Source organism: Pseudomonas sp. NFACC39-1, assembly GCF_900110355.1.
Taxonomy (GTDB): domain Bacteria; phylum Pseudomonadota; class Gammaproteobacteria; order Pseudomonadales; family Pseudomonadaceae; genus Aquipseudomonas; species Aquipseudomonas tehranensis.
The window spans coordinates 173,367-197,303 of sequence record NZ_FODL01000003.1; the positions used below are offsets into that span (position 1 = coordinate 173,367).

Sequence of the window (23,937 nt, forward strand, 5' to 3'; positions counted from 1 at the left end):
GGTGGTGATTTCAGCGACCAGGATGCCCGCCAGGGTCAGGTACGCATGCCTTGGAATAGCAGGGCGGTGATGCGTCGTACCTGGCTGGAGTGGGATTCGATGTCCGGCGGTGTCTGGCTGACCAGGCGCAGCAGTTGCAGGTGCGCGTAGTCGTTGAGCAGGAACGCCGCTAGGTCGACGTCCAGGTCGGCGCGCAGTTTGCCGGCTTGTTGCAACTCGCGCAGCAGACCGCTGATTTCAGCGCGCAGAGCATCGTTCATGGCGCGGTAGCCTTCGGGCAATTCACTTTGGCCGCCGAACAGGATCAGCGGTAACAGCTCGCGCCACAGGCTGGGGTGCATGACTTGGAGGGCATAATCGGTGAGGAGTTTTTCCAGGTAGCAGAGGGCGTCCACCGGGTCGTCCATGGCCGGGATCAGGCGGCGGGTATCGTGCAGGGCGCGTCGGTCAGCCTCATGGAGGATTTCCAGAATGATTTCCTGCTTGTTGCCGAAGTACTTGAATACCGTGGGCGCCGAAACGCCCGCCTGGTTGGCGATCTGTTCGATGGTGGTGTTCTGGAAGCCCTGGCGTTCGAACAGTTCGATCGCCGCTTTACTGATGGCTTGGCGCCGTTCGAGCCTTTGCCGTTCTCGCAGTCCGCTCACGCAAGTTCCTTGTCAGGTCAAGAGTAGGGCACATCTGGCCCCAGTCAGTGCTGCAAAAATACTTTATGGGGTAAAAACTTTAAAGCGCTCATTTTTGTAGCGGTACACTCAAGCGCGCCGCCGGCTCGCCCTGTATCGGGCAACCCTCCTGCACGGCGAAAACAGTTCGCGCACGACTCAGCATGCCTCGCCTTCAGACTGCCGCAAAAAAAACATCGGCTACAGGGTTCGTATTGACGAGCGAATCGCCCGTGCACACTCGATAACCGCGGGCGCCAGCTTGCGCTCGGCTTCCTCCATGGTCCAGCGACTGCTGGGCACCACCACATGCACCGCCGCCACCGGCAGGCCCTGACTGCCAATGATTGGCGCAGCTATGGACATGTCGCCCAGGAACAGCTCTTCCCTGTTTATGGCGTACCCCCTGCGCCGCGTGGCCTCGATTTGCTCAATGATGTCGGCAATCTCGGTCAGCGTGTATTGGGTATGTCGTTTGCGGTCGCTGGCTTGCAGTGCGGCAGCGAGTTCGTCGTCTGGCTGGGCACTTAGAAAGGCTCGTCCAGAACCGGTGCAGTACATCGGTATCCGACTGCCGATGGGCATGTGGATAGGGATGAATTTCGGCGCTACGAAGCGTGCAACGTAAACCATGTCCAGTCCGTCGGGCTCGGTCAGATTGGTCGTTTCCCCGGTAGCCTGCGCCAGCTCGGCAAGGAACGGATTGGCCACGTCAACCAGCGTGTCGGCGGCCAGGTAGTTGTAGCCGATTTCCATGACCTTCGGGGTCAGTTGAAAGCGCTTGGTCTGCGGATGCTTGCGCACGTAACCCAGCTCTTCGAGGGTGTGAATCATGCGTTGCGCGGAGCTTTTGTTGATCTCAGCCGCTTGCGCGATATCCGCCAGATTCATCGTGCGCCGGGATGCGTTGAAAGCCCGCAACACGGCCAGACCTTTTTCCAGTGACTGATTGAAGAGGGGATGAGGGGTATCGCTCATGGGGAATCCTTGTTTTATTGATTTATAAGTATCGATATTCGATATTTATAAATCTCTTTACGATTTTAGTAAATCGTTTATAGTCATTTTGAGCCTCCTGCCATTCATTGGGGCAACCCTTACCGGACTTAAGACAAACAAAAACGTCCAATGGGAGATACGCCATGCTTACTCGCTTTCGTGCATTCACGTTCGTTGTCGCTCTGGCTACTGGCATCGCTTCAGCCAATGTCGTCGCCGAGCCCGTCTACAAGGTTGGCGCAACCGCGACGGGTATTCCCTTCACCTTTCTCGACGTCAAAAGCCAGAGCATCCAGGGCATGATGGTCGACGCCGCGCAGGCGGTGGCCAAGGCTGGCGGCTTCGAGGTGGAGATCCAGCAGACCACTTTTGCTTCGCTTATTCCGTCACTGACTTCAAACAAGATCGACCTGATCTCCGCCGCCATGCTCCGGACGCCGGCGCGGGAAAAGGTGGTGCAGTATTCCGATCCGGTCTTCAGCTATGGCGAGGGGCTTATCGTCAAAGCCGACGACCAGACCCAGTACACCCGCATGGAAGATTTTGCCGGTGAGGTAGTCGGCGCCCAGGTCGGTACTGTGTTCATCGATGAGCTGAACAAGCGTGGTGTCTTCAAGGAGGTCCGTGGCTATGACTCGATCCCTGATCTGATGCGTGACCTGGCGCTTGGCCGTATCAAGGCAGGCTTCGCCGATCGCCCGATCGTGGCCTACCAACTGGCTCAGGGCACACAGAACAAGGTGCACCTGGTACAGAGTTATCAGCCTGTGGTGATGGGGGACGTTTGCCTGATCGTGCGCAAGGGGGACAGCGCAACACTGGCGCAGGTCAACAAAGGCATCGCTGCGATCAAGGCTGACGGTTCGCTCGAACGAATCATCGAGAAGTGGAAACTCAACTGACGGTTTTGTCGACCGCCTGCGTCGGCAGGCGGGTCCACTCATTGTCCTGTGGGTAGCTTTATGATTCTCCAGAATGTTTTGGACTTCCTCCCTATCTTACTCAAAGGGGCGGTGGTCACTCTTCAGGTAACGGCCGGTTCGTTTGTACTCAGCTCGCTGATAGGGCTGCTCTTTGCCCTGATGATGGTTTCGAAGATACGCACGATCGCCTTGTTCGCCATCAGCGTGGTGAACATCATTCGTGGTCTGCCGATCATCGTGCAGCTGTTCTATATCTATTTCGTTCTGCCGGAATTTGGCATCCAGCTGACCGCAATGCAGGCCGGTGTCATTGGTCTGGGGATCGCTTATTCGGCGTATCAGGCGGAGAACTTCCGGGCCGGTATCCAGGCTATTCAGCAAGGACAGATCGAGGCAGCGGAATCGTTGGGTATGCGTGGTGCGATGGTGATGCGGCGAGTGGTGCTGCCCCAGGCATTTCGCATTGCTTTACCGCCTTATGGCAATACGCTGGTCATGATGCTCAAGGATTCCTCGTTGGTCTCCACCATCACCGTGGCCGAGATGACTCGCGCGGGACAACTGATCGCCTCTTCAACCTTTGAGAACATGACGGTCTACACCCTGGTGGCATTGCTTTACCTTGCGATGAGCCTGCCGCTGTCCTTTGCGCTACGTCGTTTGGAAGCACGCTTCAGCACTCGGAGAACGTCATGATAGAGATCAAGGGCGTTTACAAGAGTTACGGCAGCGTGGCGGTCCTCGAAGGCATCGACCTGCAGGTTAAAAGTGGTGAAGTGGTGTGCCTGATCGGCCCTTCGGGGTCGGGGAAGTCCACGTTGCTGCGCTGTATCAACGGCCTGGAAAGTTATGATCAGGGCGACGTTCTGGTCAACGACGAACGTGTCGAGCGCAATGCCCGGACCATCCACGACATTCGCAGCCGGGTGGCAATGGTTTTTCAGCGCTTCAATTTGTTCCCGCATCGCACGGCCTTGGAAAATGTCATGGAGGGGCCGATCTATGTGAAGAAGGAAAACCCTCAAGCTGCTCGCAGGAATGCTGAGGCGCTGATGGAAAAGGTTGGCTTGTCCCATCGGATGAATGCCTACCCGGACGAACTGTCCGGAGGTCAGCAGCAACGTGTCGCCATTGCCAGAGCGTTGGCGATGAACCCTCAGGCGATCCTCTTCGACGAACCGACCTCAGCGCTCGATCCGGAGCTGGTCGGCGAAGTGTTGGCGGTGATGCGCAATCTCGCCGATGAAGGCATGACCATGATCGTGGTGACGCACGAGATGGCGTTCGCTCGAGACGTGGCCGATAAGGTCTGTTTTCTTCACAGCGGCAAGATCGTCGAGTCAGGTCCGGCGGGGGAGGTTCTGAGCACCCCGGCGCATCCACGCACTCAGGACTTTCTTCGCCGACTGCTCAATCACAGCGGTGAGGTGCAGGCGTGAACGTACCTTTCGCACCTCAACTGCCGGCCTCTCTCTGGGCCGCGACTGCGACACCCGCGGTGCAAACGCCGGCGCTGGCCGAAGATAAACAGGTGGATGTCGCCATTGTCGGTGCCGGTTACACCGGTTTGGTCACAGCTTTGCGCTTGGCCGAAGCAGGTGTGAGTGTCTGTGTGCTGGATGCCGGCGAGCCGGGTTGGGGGGCTTCGGGGCGCAACGGTGGACAAGTGATCCCGGGGCTGAAATTCGACCCCGATCAATTGCACGCCAAATTCGGTCCGGCCCGAGCCGAAGCGATGCTCGATGTGGCCGGTTCAGCCGCTGACGAAGTGTTTTCGTTGGTCCGCCAGTACGGCATCGAGTGTGATGCGAGCCAAAAAGGCTGGATTCAACCCGCCTGTTCGGCCACCGCGATGAAGGTCATCGAGCAGCGCGCCGCGCAATGGCAACGCCGCGGAGTCAAGGTGGAGCTACTGGACCGAGCCGCGGTCAGTCAACGTATTGGTACCGAGAACTATCTGGGCGGCTGGGTTGATCCGCGGGCCGGCAGTTTGCATCCACTGAGTTACGCCCGTGGCCTGGCGAAGGCCGCAATGGGGCTGGGCGCGATGATCCACGGCCACAGCCGTGTCACGGGGTTGCAGCGACAGCAATCGGGGTGGACTGTGTCTACTGCGCAAGGGGCCAGGATCAGTGCGCAGCGGGTGTTGTTGGCCACCGATGGCTATACCGACGACCTGTGGCCCGGATTGCGCCAGACCGTCGTCGCGGCCAACAGCTTCATCATCGCGACCCATCCGCTGCCACCGGCGATACGCAAGACCATCTTGCCCGGTGGCGAGGTCTGTTCGGACTCACGACGCTTGCTGCTGTATTTCAAGCAGGATGCACAGGGGCGTTTGCTTCTGGGAGGGCGGGGCCCCTTCTCGGAGCCTTCCCGACAGCGTGACTGGGCGCATCTGGAGCGTTCGTTGGGTGCGCTGTTTCCGCAAGTGGCGGATGTGCCGGTCGAATACCGCTGGAGTGGTCGGGTCGCCCTGACACAAAGTTTTCTACCGCATGTGCATGATCCCGCACCGGGGCTGTCAGTCCTGCTCGGCTACAACGGTCGCGGCATTGCCCTGTCCACGGCGTTAGGCAGGCATCTGGCAGCGAAGCTGTCGGGGACGACGCAGGATTTCCCGTTTCCGGTCATGCCACTGCGCCAGATTCCCTTTCATGCTTTGCAGCGGCTTTATCTTGCCGCCGGGATTAGCTATTACCGGGTACTGGATGCCTTGTTTTAATACTTGGCTGGGGCTGGAGTGTTCTGCTCATGGGCGGTGAATACACTAAACCCATCGCCAAAACCGGTGCTCTGCGAACTCACACCGGTTGCTTGACCTTCCGATGCACCCACCGTGCTTCGCTTTGCAGCTCCAGGACTTGCCAATGGAAGCGCTCAAGCGAAGCATTGTGTCCGACGCTGATCAGGATCGTTTCCGGCAGCGTCTCTTTGAGCAGTTGATAGCAGCGCGCCTCGTTGGTTGAGTCCAGTGCCGAACTGCTCTCGTCGAGGAACAGCACCGTCGGGCGGGCCAGCAGGGCCCTGACGAACGCACAGCGTTGCTGTTCGCCGACGCTGAGGGTCTGCGTCCAGTCCCGCTCCTGCTCCAACAGATCGCTCAGGTGTTGCAGGCCGACTTGCTCCATGGCCTGGCGCAGCGCGGCATCTTCTTCGCGACGGGGTGGGTTGGGGTACCACAGCGCTTCACGCAGACTGCCCAACGGCAGATAGGGTTTTTGCGCAAGCGTCAGGGCACGCTCACGGTCATAACAGCTTGAGCCACGAGCGTGATGCCAAAGCCCGGTAATCGTGCGGATCAGCGTTGATTTGCCGTAGCCGGACGGCGCGCGGATCATCAGGCTGTCACCGGGCTTGAGCGACAGATTGAAGTCTTTGAACAACGGTCGGCCGTTCGGCAGCCAGATGTCCAGGTCCTTGATGTCGAGACCGTCGGCCTGTTGTTCGAGCCTGACCTGAGACTTGACCTCAACGTCATCCAAGCGCTCCTGGAAGCCGATCAAACGGTCGATCACCGACTTCCATTCCGACAGCTCCGGGAACACGCTCACCAGGTAGGCAATGGCGGCGTGCACTTCGCCGAAGGCCGCGCTGATCTGTGTCAGGCGGCCGAGGGGAAAGGCGCCGGCAAAGAACTGTGGCGCCATGATGAACATCGGAATGACCGTCGCGCTGCGCAAGTAGAAGGTCGAGTAGCCCATGATCAGCTTCTGTTTTTTCACCAGCGCCCAGAAGTTTTCCAGCGCCGCCTCCAGGCGGTGGTTGAAGCGTTCGTTCTCTACGACTTCGCCGCGGTATTGCGCTACCGAGTCAGCGTTCTCCCGCAGGCGGATGAGCGAAAAACGAAAATCCGCTTCACGTCGCTGCTGCATGAAGTTGAGGCTGGGCAGCGCGCGCCCCAGCCAGAAGGCCAGGCCTGTGCCCAGGAGCGCATACACCAGAGCGACCCATACCAGCAGTCCCGGAATGATAATGGACTGGTCGTTGAACGGCACGCTGACCAGGCTTGAAGCCTGCCAGAGGATATGCAGGAAGGAAAACAGCGACACCACCGAGGTCAACAGGCCCAGGCTCAATTTGAGCGACTTGACGATGAACAGGTCGATGTCTTCGGCGATCCGCTGATCGGGGTTGTCGACCTCGGTTTCGGTCAGCTTCAGCTTTTGGTAGCGCTGGCTGTCCAGCCATTGATCAAGCATGTTGCGGGTGGCCCAGCGCCGCCAGCGGATGGTCAGCTTCTGCTGGAAGTGGAACGCGCCCACGGTGAAGGCGGCGGTGCCGATCTGCAGCAGGATGAATTGCAGGCTGCCGATCAGAAAGCCGTGGTAGTCCAGGGCCTGCAAGGCATTATAGAAATGCAGGTTCCAGAAGTTGGTGAGGATGTTGACCCCGACCAGGCACAGGGTCATCAGCACAGTGGCCAACAGCAGCAACAGGGCCGGGTACTTTTCCTCGGATGCCCAGAAAGGCCGCGCGAGACGCCAGAAATTGCGGAGTGTGTGCATGTGGTCTTGATGAGCCTGGTCGCTAACGACGTTGAGTTTGCAGGGGAGGGAGGATAGGATCAGCCAATGCTAATCGTTTGCATTAATTAGGGAAAGCCACGGGAGCCCCGTTATCGAATTTCCAGAATGGCTTAACCAGGCCTGGCCGCCGATACAGCGTGTCATTCGGCAGGAACCTGGTGATCAGCCTGCCATCGCGTTGAGCCAGCTTGCCGACCCTGCCGTACTGCAACCCTTGCTGACCCGGTTTGCCTTGCGTTACCCAGGGGTGAACCGCGCCGCCGTGGTTTCGCAGTGGTCGATGAACTACATGAGTATCGTCCTGCCGGCCACCCTGGCCTGTGTGCTGACGCGTGGCTGCGCGATCGAGTTCTGGGACGAGGAGGCCTTGCTGATACACGACGACGGCCAACCGTCGGCGCTGGGCCTGGCCACCGGACTGTCTGCCTTGGATGCGGATGGCCGTGCGGTGTATTGGTCGCGGTTGATCCACGAGCACTTGGCACCACTGTTCAGCACATTGGCCGCCGCCGGTGGCCTGGCCCCGAAAATATTGTGGGGCAACTTCGTTGCTATCTGGGACGGTGCCTTCGCCAGAATGGACCCTGACCTGTCCAGGGACGGCTTTGCCGAGGCGCACCGGTGGCTGGAACAGGTCACGGTGAACAACGGGCGCTTGAAGCTGCGAGGTCTGCAACGCATGGTCGAATCACCGGCGCCGCAGATTTGCCCCTGCTTGCCATTGCGCCGGCATTGTTGCCTGCATTACCAATTGCACGAGCCGGTCGAAGGCCAACCGCCGGTGCTCTGCGAATCCTGCCCCAAGCTGCACCGCCTGCCGCTGGCGGAGCAGGTGAGCTACCTGCATTACATCTATGAAGACGGTTGAGCGGCGCTCACAAAGGGGCTGCTGCGCAGCCCAGCGGGGATACATCCCCTCGCCACAAAACCAAGCCTGTTTGCCTGAGATTGTTGGGCCCACTCCAGCTTGGGGAGGGCTATGCAAGAATCGCGATTCCTCGGATTCCCGGCCTGCGCACAGTTGTGGCGAGGGGATGTATCCCCGTTGGGCTGCGAAGCAGCCCTGAAGGTGTGTTCGCTCAGTTGGACAGCATCGTGGCCTGAGACGAAGCCTCGACGCAGGCTGCGGCTTCGCTGAGCTTGCCATGTTCGATGCGGATCAACCGGTCGGCCAGGCCGAAGTAGGCGTCGTCGTGGGAGATGACGATCAGTAGTTTGCCGCGTTCGCGCAGGTCCGGCAGGATCCGGGTGTAGAAGAAGTGCTTGAACACCGGGTCCTGGTCGGCCGCCCATTCGTCGAACAGGTAGCAGGGGCGATCATCCAGGTACGCACTGAGCAGCGCCAGGCGCTTGCGTTGCCCGGTGGACAACGCCAGTGTCGTCAGCTTGCCGTCCTCGATTTGCACCTTGTGGTCCAGTTGCAGATGCACCAGGTAGTCCTGTGCCTGTTTCACCAGGTGCGGATCGTCGCCATCGAACAGGTTTTCGAACAGGCAGAAGTCGGTGAAGATCGCTGAGAAGTGCTGTCGGTAATGGTGATTGTCATTGCTTGAGGACACTTGCTCATCGAGCATGACGTCGCCGCTTTCCGGCCGGTACAGCCCGGTCAGCAACAACGCCAGGGTGGTCTTGCCGCTGCCGTTACCGCCGGTGATGAACACCACTTCGCCGGCATTGAGGGTGAGGTCGATGGGCCCCAGGGTAAAATGACCGTCTTCGCGCTCGCGGTAGTAAGTGTGGGTGACCTGGCGGCACACCAGGCTGCGAACCTGGGTCGGCGAGATCGTCTCGACGGCCTCGTCGGCGGTTTGCATCTCGCCTTCCAAGGCGCGGATCTTGTTCAGGGCCACGCTGGCCCGACCGAGGGTCGGCAAGGCGTGCATCAGCTCCGACAACGGCGTGATCATGTAGAGGATCGCCAGGATATAGCCGGTGACCAGGCTCGCGCTCAGGTCGATGAAATGCGGCGCGGCGAACAACACCACACCGATCAGCATGTAGAACACCGCATTGCCCCAGTTCAGGACCAGGGCGTAGATGCTCATACCCCGTACAAAATCGCGGCGGTATTGCTGGCTCACCGGTATCAGCAGGCGGGTGAAGAAGTGCTGCCGGCGTGGATGGTTGAGTTGCAGTTCCTTGCTGCCATCGGTGAGCAGGCGGTATTGATTGAACAACTGGTCCTTGAGCTCGCGAGCACGGGAGATCGAGGTCAGCGCCCGGCGTTGCGGCCAGTGAAAGCTCAGGCTGCCCAGCACGATCAGCAGCAGCGTCAGGCCGAGCAATGGCATGCTGAGCCAACCCAGGTAGCCGAGGCACGCGGCGATGATCCCGACGTTGACCAGCAGGATCGGCACCAACTCCACCGCCTGGCTGATGGTCTGCGTATCGTCGGTGAGCATCGCCAGCAGGCGATGCTTGCCCAGGCGCTGCAATTGCGCGTAAGGCGTGTCGATCAGCTTGGCGCTCAGGTGCAGGCGCATGTCGTTGACGGCCGCCTGGCCCAGGCGCAACAGGCTGATGTCGGAGATTATCCGCGACACCGCGACCAACACCACCAGGCCGGCGAAGAGCAGGCCATCCACCGGGCGCAGCTTATCGAACACCTCCAGGCTGTGGTTGATGTTGGCGATCAGACCGGCTGCCGCAAGGCCGCAAATCAACCCCGTCAGGGTCGCCACCAGCAGTGCGCGCCAGGAGCGTTTAGCCATGAGTAACAACAGATCCATTTCAAACCGCTCCGTGTGTAGCAATGGCCGTGAGACGCGCCGCCAACTGTTCGTGCAAGGCGCGTTGCTCAAGGATGGTCAGGTGTTGCGCCGTGATGACCTCGCGGGTCAACGGCCCGCTGCTCAGGTCTTCCCACTGCGGGTCGGCGAAGTCAGCCTGGGCCAGGGTGTCGCTGGCCCACCAGACATGCACCGGGCAGCTTAGCCGGGCAGGCTTGAAGGTCGCCAGCAGATGCTGCGTGTGTTGTTGGTAGCGCAGGCGCGTTTGCAAATGCTCCCAACTGTCGCCATCGAGTTGCAGGCCTTGCTGGCGTGCCCACTGCACCAGCTCCGGCAGGCGTGCCGCTGGGGGCAGGGCGTCCAGTTGCTCCCGCAATGCGGCCATGATCGGCGGCGGCAACTGGCGCAACACGGTCTGGCTGTCCGGTGTCAGCGCTTGGGAGGCTGATTCCAGCAGCGCCTCGACACTGTCTTCTGGCACTTGATGCTGGTACTGCGAGTCGATGATACCGAGAAACGCCACTGCTTGGCCCTGGCTTTCCAGGCGAGCGGCCGCGGCAATCGCCAGCAGACCACCGAGGGAGAAGCCCAGCAGGTGGTAAGGCCCCTGTGGTTGCTGTTGGCGCAGGTGCTCGACATAGAGCGCGGCAAGGCTCTCGATATCGCCGCCCAACGTTGTGCTGTCGTCGCTCAGGTACGCCGCCTGCAAGCCCCACAAGTGCCAGGTCGACAGCGGCGCCAGCAGCGTGCGGTAATCCTGCACGTGGCCGGTGGAGGGGTGGAAGCAGAACAGGTTGGGAGGTTGTACGGCGTCGACGTTTGGCGCCGACAACCGCACCAACGGCGAGAGTTTGAGCTCGGCCTGCACCAATGCTGCAAATGCCGAGACGCTCGGGGCGTTGAACACCGCATTGACCGTCACCGGTGCCGATAGCGCGGTCTGCAGGCGACTGGCAAGCGTCACCGCCGCCAGGGAGTGGCCGCCCAGCTCGAAGAAGTCATCGTCGATGCCCACTCGCTCCAGGCCCAGCACCTGTGCCCAGACCTCGGCGAGCAGGGCTTCCAGCGGCGTGCGTGGCAAGGCACTGCCGACCGTGTCGAGGACTTTGTCAGCCCATTGCTGCAAGGTCTTGCGGTCAAGCTTGCCGTTGCCCATCAGGGGCAAGGCTTCGACGATCCGCAGGGTGGGCAGCATGTAGTCCGGCAAGCAATCCTGGGCCTGGCCATGCAGCCTGGCGACTGTGGTCGAATGCCCGGGCGCCAGGGTCATGAAGGCGAACAGTTGCTGGCCGAGCTCGCCCCGGGGGATGCATTCCACCGCGGCCTGGGCCACTCCGGGAAGGTTGGTCAGCTGCGCCTGGATCTCATCGAGCTCCACGCGGAACCCCCGGATTTTCACCTGGCGGTCGGCCCGCCCGGTGATTTCCAGGCTGCCGTCATGGCGATAGCGGGCCATGTCGCCGGTGCGATAGAGACGTTCGCCTGGCCGATGTGCCAGCTCGATAAAACGCCCGGCGCTTTGTTGCGTGTCCAGGTACCCGCGGGCCAGTTGCGGGCCGGCGATATACAGCTCGGCGCTTTGCCCTGGGGCGGCCAACGCTTGCTGCTCGTCGAGCAGGTACAGGCGCATGCCGTCGAGGCGGTCGCTGAGGGGCAGGCGACGATAATCCACGCTCGGATCGGCTTTGTGCATCACCACCCCAACGGTGGTTTCGGTCGGGCCGTAATGGTTGACGACCGTTAGCGCCGGAGCAAGGCTGCGAATGCTTTGCAGCAGGCGCCGCGAGCAGCTTTCGCCACCGAGGATCAATTGCTTGCGCGGCAACACGGCAGCGCTTTGGGCGTGAATCAACCAGGCGTCGAGCAACGACGGCACGATCTTCAAGTGGTCGATCGGGTACTGCGCCTGCCAGGCTGCCCAGGCCTGGGCGTCCATGGCCGTTTCCTTGTCCAGCAGGTGCAATTCGCCGCCGCTGAGCAGGGCCGGGAACAGCAACGTGTAGCCCAGGTCGGCCGCCAGTGAGGTGACCACTGCGCTGCGTTCGCCTGCGGCCAGTTGCAAGCGCCGGGATACGCTGGCGACATAACTGGCTAGCTGTCCGTGCTCGACGATGACGCCTTTGGGCGTACCGGTGCTGCCGGAAGTGAACAGCACGTAGGCCGCGTCCTGTCCTTGGAGCTCGACGTTGGTTGCAGTCGTTGGCGCTTGCTGCCAGGCCGCTTCATCGCGCAGGTCGAGGCTGCCGATGCCCGGCAACGCGGGGGCACTGCCGGCCGAGCCGCTGAGAATGAAGGTCGGCTGGGCTTGTTGCAGGATCGCCAACGAGCGTTGTGCCGGCTGATGCACATCCAGGGGAACGAACGCCGCGCCGCTCTTGAGCACGGCGAGCATGGCCAGGACCATCTGTGTCGAGCGATCCAGGTACAGCGCCACGCGATCTTCGCGACCCACACCTTGGGCGCGCAGGTAATGCGCCAGTTGGTTGCTGCGGGCCTGTAATTGGGCATAGCTCAGTTGCCCATTGGGGTCGCGCAGGGCCAAGTGTTCTGGAAACTGCGCGGCACATTTATCGAAACCCGCCGGCACGCTGGTAAACGGCAGTACCGCAGGGTCGGATGGCGCCTGCAGAGCGGCCAGCGTTGCGGTAAAACTCGGCGCCTGCACTGACAGTTCAGCCAGGGGCTTGCCTGGGTTGGCGAGGGCATCGAGCAGCAGCGATTGGAGTTGCTCCAGCAGGACCAGGGCGGCCTGTTCGCTGTAGCGGCTCGGCAGGTGGCAGAGGTTCAGGCGATAACCGCCAGCGGTCGTTTCGGCCACCAGCAGCAGCTCCATGCCCGCGGGGATGGCCTGTGCGTCCAGCACCGTGAGCGTCGACGCTATGCTGCCCAAGGTGTCGAGCCGATCGGGCAACTGCCCACCCCACTGGAAGCCGTACTGCAAAGTGTCGGCCGGCAGTGCAGCGCTGACGCCGCAGTATTCTTGCCATTCGGTGGCTTGCTCGCAGAGCACCTGCAGGTTCGCCAGCGCCTGGGCAAAATGGCTGTTCGCCGCCGGTTGCCAGCGCAGGGGCAGGGGCTTGGCAAACAATCCCCAGCAATCGGCGAGTTCTTCATAGTCGTCGCGACAATCGTGGACCCAGTTCAACGTCAGTGCCGGGCTGTCGCCGCTACTCAGGCGCTGCAACAGCACGCCCCAGGCCGTCATCAGGACTTGCTCGGGCGATGCGTCGTGACGTTGGCAAAAGCTTTCCAGGGCCATGCTCAGCTGTGGGTTGGCGCTCAAGCGAGTGGTCACCGGGGCGTCGGAGCGCTCGCTGCGTACCTCACGGTAGAGCAACTCGCTGGCGGCCGCCTCGTCCAAGGCCTGGCTGGCCCAGAAACGCCGGCCAGGCTCGGCGTCTTCATCGGCCTGCAATTCGTAGAGCCAGGCGCTGTACTGGGTATAGGTCATCGCCTCGTCATCCACCGATGGTGCCTCTACCGAGCCCAATGCCTGAGCCAGGCGTAGCAACGTCCCGCGATCCGCGCTCAGCGCCGGCAGGTGCAGCGTCACTCGCTGCCGATCGCCGTCGACCGCTTGCACCTCGACGCTGATGGCGTCCGCGCCCATGACCGTGGATTCAACCACTTGCAAGGGCATCAGCAAGCCCGGCTCTGGCCGTACTCGCAGGCGCAGGGCCTCGTGACACACACTTAGGGCGGCGAGTCGTTGGTGCAGACGCTCCAGGGCCAACGGGCCTTTTATTTCCAGTTCCAAGCGCGCCGCTGGCAACCCCGCCAACCACTGGCTGCGTTGTTGGGGCGAGAGGGCGAAGGCTTCTTCGCGAGTTTCAAAGGCGCTCATGCCTGCACCTCTGCAACTAACGCCGGCTGTGCTTCGGGCAGGCAACCGGTCAATTGTTCGCGACGCATCATCTGGCCCATGGCGACACAGATCTTGCGCTCACCCTCGAAGGGATCCCGAGCGTGGGCCACCAACATATTGTCCAGCATCACCATGTCACCCTTTTGCCAACTGAAACGTACCGCGCAGTCTTCATAAGCCTCGCCGATCACTTGCATCACTGCGTCTTCGATCACGCTGCCATCGCCGTAGTACACGTTGCGGGGCAAATGTCCGGGGCCGAACAGGCTGATCAGATTGCTGCGCACTTCCGGCTCCAGGCAGGCGGTGTGGTGCAGTTGCACCTGGTTGAAGAACGACAGTTCCAAGGTTTCGGGATGCTCGACGATGGCCGGGCAGTGCTGGGCGATCCGCAGGTTGTCGGCCCCCAGCCATTCCCAGCGCATACCCGACGCCAGGCATTGGCGCTCGACTTCCTCGCGCTGTTCGGTCTTGAAGAAGTCCTGCCAGCGCACGTCCAGCTTGTCGGTGAAGTGCCGCACGTACAGCAGCCCCAGGGCCTTGAAGCGAGCGACGATGTCCTCGGGCAAGCGCGCCAACACCTGTCGGCAATCGACGATGGGCGTGCAACCGCCACGCGGCGCCGGCGTTTCGCAATAGAACCACTGCTTGCGTGGCCACTGCGGCAGATGGGAGCTCTCGTTGTGGAAGAGAATCATGTGCTGTTCCGGGTACGGTGTGGAGTGGTAGATGTTCTTGCCGGACTTGTTTTTCGGCAGGTCGCCGTAGGTCCCGTAGAGGTCGGGCTCGATGGCTTGGGCGAACTGTTCGAAAGCGCCAGCATCCGGCAGGTTGAAACCCCGGAACAGCAGGCCACCGTGGGTCAGCAGCTGTGCATTGATCCATTCCCGCGCTTGCAGCGCCCAGTGCACCGGGTCCAGGTCGCCGAGCAACGGCTCGATCACCAACGGCAAGGCTTGCCCGGCGTTAAGGGTGCGGGTACGGACCTGCTCATGGGCCACCTGGCTCACAGCGGTTGCCCGGGTCTGCTTGAGCTTGCTCAATTTGGACTGCTTGCGGGCGCTGCGTGCCGTGGCCTCATCGAGCGATGAATCCGGCAGGGACGCTGTGCTGGCGTTGCCACCCTCAAGGCGCCACGACCAATGCTCCAGCGCTTGCCCTGGGGCCGAGACGATCTGCTCCAACAGGCTCTCGAAGCCTTGTTCGAGGCGCTGGATGGTCGGCTCCTGCAACACGCTGGTGCGATACACCCAGCGCACGTTCAGGCCTTGATCGTCGTCCTCTTCGACAAACACGGCGAGGTCGAATTTGCTGCTTTCCTGGCGTGACACCAGGTGTTCCACCTCAAGGTCCGGCAGGCTGGCATTGCCGCTGGGCGTGTTTTGCATGACGAACAGCACCTGGACCAGCGGATTGACCCCTGGTGTACGCGGCGGTTGCAGCTCCTCGACCAGTTTGTCGAACGGCACCTGCTGGTGCTGGAACGCCGACAGGCAATCCTCGCGCAAACGTTGCAGACGGGTGTCAAAGGTTTCGCCCTCGCTCAGACGGGCACGGATCGGCAGCACGTTGACGAAGAACCCGATGAGATGTTCCAGGGCCGGATGTTCGCGGTTGGCCAGGTCGGTGCCGACGATAAAGTCGTGGGTCCCGGTGGCCCGTTGCAACAGGCTGTTGAAGGCATTGAGCAGGACCATGAACAGCGTCGCCCGCTGCTGTTGAGCATAGGCTTTGAGCACCTGTGCCTGGGCCGGTGTGAAACGTTGCTCCAGGGCCGCCCCCTGATAGTCGGGACGCGTCGGCCGTGGCTGGTCAAGCGGCAGCGGGATCAGCGTTGGCGCGCCGTCGAGCTGACGGCGCCAGTAGTCGATAGCCCGTGCCAGCAGGCGCTGTTGGGCTTCGCTGCGTTGCCAGTAGGCATAGTCGGCGAACTGGATCGGCAACACCGGCAGCACCGGTGTCGAGCCGCTGGTGCGGGCCTGATACCCGACGATCAGCTCCTGCATGAGGATGCCCATGGACCAGGCATCGGTGGCGATATGATGCAGCACCAGTTGCAGTACATGATCGCCAGTGCCCAGGCGCAGCAGGCTGGCGCGCAACATCGGCGCCTGTTGCAGATCGAACGGGCGTGCCGCCTGTTCATCGATCAGGCGTTGCAGGGTTTGCGCCTGTTCCTCGTGGTCCAGGTGACTCAGTTCGGTCGGTGTCAGGTCAACCCGCGGTGCCGGGCTGATGACCTGGCAAGGCTGGTCGCCGTGGAGATGGAACGCCGTGCGCAAGGACTCATGGCGTTCCAACACCGCTTGCAAGGCCCCTTGCAGCGCCGCGATGTCCAGCGCACCACGCAGCCTGATGGTGGTGGTCATGTTGTAGGCGGCGCTGGAGCCTTCGAAGCGATCCAGGAACCACAACCGTTGCTGGCTGTAGGACAGCGGCAATGGCTGGTTGCGTGGCGCCACGGCAATCTCGCTGTTGCCGTCGGTCTCGGTCTGGGCGTCGCGCTGCTGATCGACCGCTTCGGCCAATTGTTCCAAGGTGCCACGCTCGAACAGCGTGCGCAGCGGCAGGTTTACGTTCAACCGTCGGCGAATCCTCGACAACACCTGGGTGGCCAGCAACGAGTGACCGCCGATGGCGAAAAAGTCGTCGTGCACACCGACGGTCTCCAGGCCGAGAATCTCCTGCCACAGCTCGGCCAGGACCTGTTCGGTCGGCGTGCGCGGTGCCAAGCATTGCGCCTGCGCCGTTTCGTCCTGGGGCACGCCCAGGGCGGCGAGGGCGCGACGGTCGACCTTGCCATTGGCGTTGTGCGGCAACTGCGCAAGGGCCAACCAACGGGCCGGAACCATGTAGCTTGCCAGTTGCTGGCCCAGGTAAGCGCTCAAGACCTGTTGCGCGGACTCGCCGCCCAGGTTGGCCGTGTCGTCGAGCACATACCAGGCCACCAGCTGCAGCGCCCCGCGCGCGTCGGGCAGTGCCAGCACCGCCGCGCTGTTCACCGCTGGGTGTTGCATCAGGCGGTTTTCGATCTCGCCCAGTTCGATGCGGTGGCCACGGATCTTCACTTGCTGGTCGCGCCGTCCGAGGTATTCGATCACGCCATCGGCGCGCATCCGGCCGATATCACCGCTGCGATACAGGCGCGCATCGGCCTGGAACGGGTGCGCAACAAAGGCTTCGCGGGTGCGTTGCGGGTCGCGCAGGTAACCGCGACCGACGCCGACACCACCGATGCACAATTCGCCGGGTACACCGACAGGGACCAGGCGCAGCGCCGAATCGAGAACGAACACCTGGTTATTGGCGGTCGGCTTGCCGATGGGCATGTGCAGGCAGTCGTCGGAAGGAGCTTCGGTGATGGGGTAGAAGGCGACGTCGTCCGAGCATTCGGCGGGACCGTAGGCGTTCATCAACGGGATCGCCGGGAAGCGGGCGAACCAGTCCCGCGCCAGGGCCGGCGGCAATGCCTCGCCGGTGGGCAGCAGCCAGCGCAGGCTCGCCAGGGAGTGGTGCGCCTGGCTTTCCTGGAGCATGCCGCGAATCAGCGCCGGCACGGTTTCCAGCAGTGTCAGTTGCTGCTCTTGAACCGCATCGAGCAGGGCCACAGGATCGTGGGCCTGGGCATCGGGAAGAATGTGCACGGTGGCGCCGAACAGCGGCGCGGCGAGGAACTGCCACACGCTGATATCGAATGCCGCCGAAGCCGTCTGGGCAATCCTGTCGTGCTCACCCAGGCCCAGGCTCGGGACCTTGCCGAACATGTTGTTGAGCATCCCGCGTTGTTCAACCATGACCCCTTTTGGCGTGCCGGTGGAACCCGAGGTGAAGATCACGTAGGCCAGTTGATCCGGGTTGTGCGCATAGGTGACTGGCGGCTGTTCGCGGCCTTGCCAGAGCGCCTGGGCGATCAGGCAGGTGGGTTGCTGGCGCATCTGCGGCAGGACCTTGTCCAGCGTCGAGCTCGCGTGCTCGCAGACCAGCAACAGCGGTGCTTCACCCAGGTCCAGCAACTCCGCCAGGCGTGCGTGGGGCTGTTGGATGTCCAGGGCCTGGAACGCCGCGCCCACCTTGAGGGTGGCGATCATCATCGTCAGCAAGGCCAGGCCACGCTCAGCGAACAGCGCCACCAGGGTTTCCGGGCCGGCACCGGCTGCTTGCAGCGCGTGGGCGATGCTGTTGGCGCGACGGTCCAGTTCGGCGTAGGTCAGCGATTGCCCCTGGCATACGGCAGCGAGGTGTTGCGAGCGGCGACGCACTTGTTCAGCGAACAGCGCCGCATAGCCGCGCTCCAGCGGGAAGTCGACGTCGCTGCGATTGCAATCGATCTGCAACTGCCGGCGTTCCGCCTCGGGCAGCATGTGCAGGCTGCCCAGTGGCGCTTGCGGCGTCTCCAGCATGCCCGAAAGCAGCTGCACCAGATGGCCGAGCATGCGCTGCACGGTGTCAGTGCAAAAACGCATGCTGTCGTAGGACAGGCGAATGCCCAGGCGGTCGCCGGGGTACAACACCACCGTCATCGGGAAATTGGTGTGCACCCGGTCTTCATAGATGTCGATGCTGAAGGCGTCCAGTTGCACGCTGCTGATGTCCAGCGGCGCGTTCTCGAACACCACCAGGCTGTCGAACAACTGCTGGCCGCGCGGCACTTGGCTGCAACGCTGGATGTCCACCAGTGACGCGCTTTCGTGTTCGCGCAATTGCGCGTTGTGAGACAGCAGCGCCTGCAACCAGTCAGCCACTGGCGCCTGGGGGTCGACATCGATGCGCAGTGGCAAGCTGTTGATGAACAACCCGACCATTTCTTCGACACCGGCCAAGTCAGTCGGGCGGCCGGCGACGGTCACGCCGAACAGCACATCGCGGTTGCCGCTGTAGCGCGACAGCAACAGCGCCCAGGCGCCCTGGATCCAGGTGTTGGGGGTCAGTTGGTATTGCTGGCACAGCTGCTGCAACCGCTGGGTCTGGGCGATGCTCAGGGTCTGGTCAACGTCGCCGACCTGTTCCGGCGCTTGCTCCGGGCGCGCCACGGGGCTGTCCACATGCAGTGGCGTCGGTTCGCTGAAACCGGCCATTTCGGCCTGCCAGAATGCATGGGCGGCGGCCATGTCATGGCGTTCCAGCCAACTCATGTAGCCGCGGAACGAGCGCAGGCGCGCACGGGCCACAGGCTCCTGGCGCACGATGGCCTGGTAGATCGCCAACAGGTCTTCCATCAGCAGGCCGAAGCACCAGGCATCGGTCAGGATGTGGTGGAAACTGCGCACCACGGCGAAGCGTCGCTCATCGAGTTGGAACACCCGCAGGTGGGTCAGCGGCGCACAGGCCATGTCGAAACCCTGCAGGCGCTGTGCTTCGAGGGCCTGGTCCATCGCCAGACGCTGCTGTTCTTCATCGAGGTGGCGCAGGTCCTGCCAGTCGAACGCCCGAGGCGTTTGGCGGTACACGCATTGCAGCGGCTCATGATCGTCCTGCCACCAGAAGGCGGTCCGCATCATGGGATGGCGCTCAAGGAACAGCTGCCAAGCGGCTTCCATCGCCGGGCGCTGCAAGACCCCGTCCCAGCTGTAGCGTTGCTGCATCAGGTAGATGCCGCTGTGGGGTTGCAACAGGGTGTGCAACAGCATGCCCTGTTGCATGGACGACAGCGGGTAGACGTCTTCGATGTTTGACCAGTCCAGCGGTTCGGATGCCAAGGTTGCCGCTTGCTTGTGGCACAGCGCGAATGCCTGGCTGGCGGGGCGCAGGTCGGCTGCGGTGGCAAGCCCGGCGAGGTCGCTCAGGCGTTGTGCAAGGCGCGGTGCCCAGTCGGCGGCGAGGGTGCCCTGGCTGCGCAAGTGCAGGCAGGCATCCTGCCACCAGGCGTCCAGGGTCAGCGGGCAAGTCGAAGCTGTTGCTGGGCTTGCGGCTTCGACCTGGGCCAGGATGCCACGCTCTTCGCGATGGCTGTCGAGGTTGCCGAACCAGCGAATGGCCACCGATGCCGCCGGCAGATCGCGCAGCGGTTCTTGCAGGTAGGTATTGTCCGACAGGTAGCGCAGGACGCCATAGTCGACGCCGTGCTGCGGGTAGGCGCGCATTTGCGCGGTCAGGGCCTGCAAGCGTTGCAGCAGGCTGTCGCCGTCGGGCTGGAGGAAGTACGGCACCGCCAGGGCCAATGGCCCCATGATGCGTGCCGGGTCGAGGTCGGCCACGGCAATCGGCGCATTTACCGGCAGGCGCTCGGCGCTCGGCCGGGCATCGTGCACGCTCAGCGCAACCAGGCCATTGCCGCACAGTTCACGGCACTGTTCGACCACGGCAGCGGCCAACAGGCTGTGCCAGTCCAGTTGCAGCACTTCGCCCAAACGCTTGAGCTCACCTGAGGTGGCGGCCGGCAAGGCTTGCTCGACCACGCTGGCCGGCTGCTGGCTGTCAGGCAGTTGCAGCGTTTCCACGCCGGCGTATTGCAGCCAGTGTTCCCAGGCGTCGTCCAGGGCATCGCCCTGTGCGTGGGCCTGTTGGTGCCGCGTCCACTGGGTGAAATCGCCGCCGGTGTAGGACAGGCGCACCGGCCGCTGATAGCGCAGTTGCGCCAAGGCGAGGTTGAGGTCGGTCAGCAGCAGCGACCAGGATGCCTCGTCCAGACACAGCGGATGAGCGGCCAGCAGCAGGGCGTGTTTGCCGTCCACCTCCAGCAGGCGGGCATGCAGGGTTTGGCCAGCGTCCAGTTCCAGCGCGTCGACACCGGCCTGGGCCAGGGCTTGCAGTTGCGCCGGGGCGCAGGCCTCTAGTTTTTCGGTGGCGATGACCGGGGCCTTGGCCGCGACCAGCACCCGTTGCTGCCACTGGCCCTCCGGCAGGGCCTTAAGCGCCAGGCGCAGGGCCTGGTGGTGTTGCTGCAACGCCGCGATGGCCTGGCTCAGCAGCTCGCTGTCGATGGCCTGGGTCAGCGCCACGCAACGCCAGGTGGCGTGCAACGGCCCTTGTTGCAGGCGCGCCAGTTGCCCGGCGGCCAGCGGCAGTTCATAGCCATCGGCGATGGCGTGCGCCACGCCATGGCTGGCATCGGCGCCCAGCACCCGGGCGATATCGGCGATGGTGCGGTTCTCGAAGAGCTGGCGGGGCGTGAGTTTCAGCCCTTGCTGGTTGGCGCGGGCGATGATCTGCAAGTTGATGATCGAATCGCCGCCCAGGGCGAAGAAGTTGTCGTGCACGCCGACACGTTCCAGCTTCAGGACGTCCTGCCAAATGGCGGCCAGCTGCGCTTCGACTTCATTGCGCGGCGCGACGTGGGTGGCGCTGTCGTCCGTGGGTTTTTGCGGGAGCGGCAAGCGCTGGACATCAACCTTGCCATTCCGGGTCAGGGGCAGTTCGTCGAGGGTGATGAAGTGCGCCGGCACCATGTAGTCCGGCACCCGCGCACCCAGGTCGTTACGCAGTTTCGTGGCGGACAGCGACTGGCTGGCGACCAGGTAGGCCACCAGGCGCAAACTGCCGTCCAGTTCCACGGCACGGACCAGCGCCTGTTCGATCAACGGCGACAGGCGCTTGAGCTGCGCTTCGACTTCGCCCAGCTCCAGGCGGTTGCCACGGATCTTGACCTGACTGTCGACCCGACCGAGGAACGCCAGTTGGCCGTCCACTTGCCAGCGTACGCGGTCGCCGGTGCGGTACCAGCGTTGCTGATTCTCGTCCAGATGGAAGCGTTCGGCGGTCAGGTCCGGGCGGTGCAGGTAACCCCGAGCCAGGGCGCCGTTGATCAGCAGCTCACCGGACACCCCGGTGGGCACCAGGCGTCCGTTGGCATCGACCACTTGCAGTTGACGGTTCGGCAGTGGCCGGCCGAGGGCGATGCTGCGCAGGCCCGCCGGCAACTCGGTGGCAATCGCCCCGACCGTCGCTTCGCTCGGCCCATAGTGGTTGAACACCCTGAGCCCTGGCGCCAGGCGGTTGACCTGTTCCAGCAGCGCCGGGCTGAGGGCGTCGCCACCGAAGACCAGCAGGGCGCGGGGCAGCAGGCGGGCATCGGGCAACGCCTGCAACAGGCCGGCCAGATGGCTGGGGGTGATTTTCAGCACATCCACTGGGTGTTGGTCGAAGAGTTCGGCCAGTGCCAGCGGGCTGAAACCGCTGTCTTCATCCACTAGCAACAAGCTGGCGCCGCTGCACAGGGCGCCGAACAGTTGGGTGTGGCCCAGGTCGGCGGCGACGCTGGACAGCAAGCCGTAGCGAGCCGCCGGTGGCGGGTTGAGCACTGCGTGCACTGCCGTCAGGTAATCGACGATGGACTGGTGCTCGACCACCACGCCCTTGGGGGTGCCGGTGGAGCCCGAGGTGTAGATCACGTAGGCAGCATCGGTCGGGCTGTGGACCACGGCAGGTGGCGTGTCTGGCTGGGAGGCGATGGCGTCGGCCTGTTCCGCCAGCCAGAGTGTCGGGGTGTGCTCGACCAGGCCTTTGAGCAGAGGTGAAGCGGCGGCACCGATCAGCAGTGCGGCGCGGCTGTCCACCAGCACGTCGGCCAGGCGCCCGGCCGGCTGCTTGAGGTCCAGCGGCAGGTAGGCGGCGCCGGCCTTGAGGGTGGCCAGCAGGGCAATCACGAACTCGGCGCTGCGTTCCAGGGCCAGTGCCACCACGCTGTCGTGGCCGATGCCCTGGGCCCGCAAGTACTGGCTGAGGCGGTTGGCCTGCTGGTCCAGTTCACGGTAAGTCAGGGCGCTCTGGCGGTCGCGCACCGCCAGCTGTTGCGGGTGGGCGGCCACCTGTTGTTCGAAGCGCTGGTGCAGGCACGCAGGGGGCACCGGCAGTTGCACACCACGACCCTGCACGAGCAATTGCTGGCGTTCTTCAGGGCTCAGCCATTCAAGCTCGCTGACCCGGCACTGCGCGTGCGCCGTCATCGCCAACAGGATCGCACGCAATTGGGCCGACAACACCGCGACCTCGGCATCGCTGAAGCGACTGCGGTCGTAGCTGATCAGGTAGTGCAGTTGTTTGTCCGGCACCACGATCAGCGCCAACGGGAAGTGGTTGCGGCCTTGGGTGAGGGTAATGCCATCGGCCTGCTGGTCGCTGCTCGGGGCACTGAAACTCAAACCACCGGTGTCCTGGTTCAGTGCGTCGGTGACCGGGAAGTTCTCGAACACCAGGATCGAGTCGAACAGCGCCTGTTCAGCCGCGATGCGCGTCATCGACTTGAGTTTGCCCAGGGGCAGGTAGGCGTGGTGGCGCAGATCGCTGTTGGCTTGCTGCAAGTGTTGCAGCCAGTCCACCAGGGTTGGCTCGTCGGCCCATTGCACGCGCAGCGGCAACGTGTTGATGAACAATCCGACGGTGCTGTCCACCGCCGCCAGGTTCTCCGGACGTCCGGCGACGGTGACGCCATAGACCACGTCGTCACGCCCGGCGTGTTGGCCCAGCAGCAGCGCCCAAGCGCCCTGAATCAGCGTGTTGATGGTCAGGTCATGCTGGCGGGCGAAGTGCGCCAGTTGCTCGGTTTCGCTGGCGCTCAGCAGGCTTTCCCGTTCGGCGAACGGTGCCCCCGCAGGCGCTGGCTGGCGTACGGCGAAGGTGGGCAGTGGGGTCGGCTCGCTCACGTCCTGCAACTGTTCGCGCCAGAAGCTTTCGGTGGCGGCCATGTCCTGTTCCGCCAGCCAGGCGATGTAGTCCCGATAAGGGCGGGTAGGCGCCAGGTTGGCGGGGCGGCCATGGGCTTGTTCGTAGTACAGCGCCAGCCATTCCTGCACGGCGATGCCGACGCTCCAGCCGTCCATGAGGATGTGATGGAAGGTCCAGATCAGGTGCCAGCGCTCGGGGGCCAGGCGCACCAGACACACGCGCATCAGCGGTGAGTCATTCAGCTCCAGGGGTTGTGCCCGCTGTTCCAGTGCCAACTGTTCGAGCGCGGCCTGCGGCTCGGCGCGGTCCTGCCAGTCCAGTTCAGTCAAGGGCAACTCAACGTCCTGTTGCACCACCTGATAGGCATCGTCCAGCTCTTCCCAGAGAAAAGCACTGCGCAGCACCGCGTGACGCTGCATCAGCGCCTGCCAGGCCCCGCGAAACGCGCTCAATTGCAGCGGGCCGTTCATGTCCAGGCTCAACTGCTGGTAATACACCCGCGAATCCGGTTCGTAGACGCTGTGGAACAACAGGCCGTGCTGGGTCGGCGAAAGGGAGTAGATGTCTTCGATGTTGTTCATGCTTGTTTGGTCCATTTCAAAGTCTTGAAAACTCAAGTGAGTCGAT

At 62.9% G+C, this 23,937-nt stretch carries 11 protein-coding genes; 5 read left to right on the forward strand and 6 right to left on the reverse strand.

What is annotated here, in order from left to right; translation table 11 throughout:
• Positions 1-35: 35 nt before the first annotated feature.
• Positions 36-647, reverse strand: a complete 612-nt coding sequence (locus BMY45_RS07745) for a TetR/AcrR family transcriptional regulator (protein ID WP_092396289.1) — start codon at positions 645-647, stop codon at positions 36-38.
• Positions 648-866: 219 nt separating this feature from the next.
• Positions 867-1,643 (reverse strand): IclR family transcriptional regulator, encoded by a 777-nt coding sequence (locus BMY45_RS07750; RefSeq protein WP_092396291.1) that lies wholly within the window; start codon positions 1,641-1,643, stop codon positions 867-869.
• Between the two features lie 164 nt (positions 1,644-1,807).
• Between BMY45_RS07750 and BMY45_RS07755 the strand changes: the two genes are divergently transcribed.
• The 4 genes from BMY45_RS07755 to BMY45_RS07770 are packed head-to-tail and all read left to right on the forward strand — an operon-like array spanning position 1,808 to position 5,312.
• Positions 1,808-2,566 carry an ABC transporter substrate-binding protein gene (locus tag BMY45_RS07755; RefSeq protein ID WP_092396293.1) on the forward strand — a complete coding sequence of 253 codons (759 nt, stop codon included), beginning with the start codon at positions 1,808-1,810 and terminating at the stop codon, positions 2,564-2,566.
• 60 nt (positions 2,567-2,626) lie between these two features.
• Complete coding sequence (locus BMY45_RS07760; RefSeq protein WP_092396295.1) at positions 2,627-3,283, forward strand: amino acid ABC transporter permease; 657 nt, start codon at positions 2,627-2,629, stop codon at positions 3,281-3,283.
• Positions 3,280-4,026, forward strand: a complete 747-nt coding sequence (locus BMY45_RS07765) for an amino acid ABC transporter ATP-binding protein (RefSeq protein WP_092396297.1) — start codon at positions 3,280-3,282, stop codon at positions 4,024-4,026. Before BMY45_RS07760 ends, BMY45_RS07765 begins: the two co-directional genes overlap by 4 nt.
• Positions 4,023-5,312: an NAD(P)/FAD-dependent oxidoreductase gene (locus BMY45_RS07770; RefSeq protein WP_092396299.1), complete on the forward strand. Its 1,290-nt coding sequence runs from the start codon at positions 4,023-4,025 to the stop codon at positions 5,310-5,312. Before BMY45_RS07765 ends, BMY45_RS07770 begins: the two co-directional genes overlap by 4 nt.
• Before the next feature lie 79 nt (positions 5,313-5,391).
• Here BMY45_RS07770 and BMY45_RS07775 read toward each other — a convergent pair whose 3' ends face one another.
• Positions 5,392-7,095 (reverse strand): ABC transporter ATP-binding protein/permease, encoded by a 1,704-nt coding sequence (locus BMY45_RS07775; RefSeq protein ID WP_092396301.1) that lies wholly within the window; start codon positions 7,093-7,095, stop codon positions 5,392-5,394.
• Between the two features lie 199 nt (positions 7,096-7,294).
• Here BMY45_RS07775 and fhuF point away from each other — a divergent pair, with 199 nt between their 5' ends.
• On the forward strand, positions 7,295-7,984 hold the full coding sequence (gene fhuF, locus BMY45_RS07780) for a siderophore-iron reductase FhuF (RefSeq protein WP_092396303.1): 690 nt from the start codon (positions 7,295-7,297) through the stop codon (positions 7,982-7,984).
• Positions 7,985-8,195: 211 nt separating this feature from the next.
• Here fhuF and BMY45_RS07785 read toward each other — a convergent pair whose 3' ends face one another.
• The 3 genes from BMY45_RS07785 to BMY45_RS07795 are packed head-to-tail and all read right to left on the reverse strand — an operon-like array spanning position 8,196 to position 23,891.
• The gene (locus tag BMY45_RS07785; RefSeq protein ID WP_092396305.1) at positions 8,196-9,845 is read right to left on the reverse strand and encodes a cyclic peptide export ABC transporter; all 1,650 of its coding nucleotides are present in this window, start codon (positions 9,843-9,845) and stop codon (positions 8,196-8,198) included.
• Position 9,846: 1 nt separating this feature from the next.
• Positions 9,847-13,689 (reverse strand): non-ribosomal peptide synthetase, encoded by a 3,843-nt coding sequence (locus BMY45_RS07790; RefSeq protein ID WP_092396307.1) that lies wholly within the window; start codon positions 13,687-13,689, stop codon positions 9,847-9,849.
• Positions 13,686-23,891 carry a non-ribosomal peptide synthetase gene (locus BMY45_RS07795; RefSeq protein ID WP_092396309.1) on the reverse strand — a complete coding sequence of 3,402 codons (10,206 nt, stop codon included), beginning with the start codon at positions 23,889-23,891 and terminating at the stop codon, positions 13,686-13,688. Before BMY45_RS07795 ends, BMY45_RS07790 begins: the two co-directional genes overlap by 4 nt.
• Between the last annotated feature and the right edge of the window lie 46 nt (positions 23,892-23,937).

Excerpts from the sequence above, each read along its gene's own strand:
- BMY45_RS07760 (WP_092396295.1), top strand. The coding sequence starts at position 2,627 with ATGATTCTCCAGAATGTTTTGGACTTCCTCCCTATCTTACTCAAAGGG.
- BMY45_RS07790 (WP_092396307.1), bottom strand. The coding sequence starts at position 13,689 with ATGAGCGCCTTTGAAACTCGCGAAGAAGCCTTCGCCCTCTCGCCCCAA.
- BMY45_RS07785 (WP_092396305.1), bottom strand. The coding sequence starts at position 9,845 with ATGGATCTGTTGTTACTCATGGCTAAACGCTCCTGGCGCGCACTGCTG.
- BMY45_RS07765 (WP_092396297.1), top strand. The coding sequence starts at position 3,280 with ATGATAGAGATCAAGGGCGTTTACAAGAGTTACGGCAGCGTGGCGGTC.
- BMY45_RS07750 (WP_092396291.1), bottom strand. The coding sequence starts at position 1,643 with ATGAGCGATACCCCTCATCCCCTCTTCAATCAGTCACTGGAAAAAGGT.
- BMY45_RS07775 (WP_092396301.1), bottom strand. The coding sequence starts at position 7,095 with ATGCACACACTCCGCAATTTCTGGCGTCTCGCGCGGCCTTTCTGGGCA.
- BMY45_RS07755 (WP_092396293.1), top strand. The coding sequence starts at position 1,808 with ATGCTTACTCGCTTTCGTGCATTCACGTTCGTTGTCGCTCTGGCTACT.
- BMY45_RS07795 (WP_092396309.1), bottom strand. The coding sequence starts at position 23,891 with ATGAACAACATCGAAGACATCTACTCCCTTTCGCCGACCCAGCACGGC.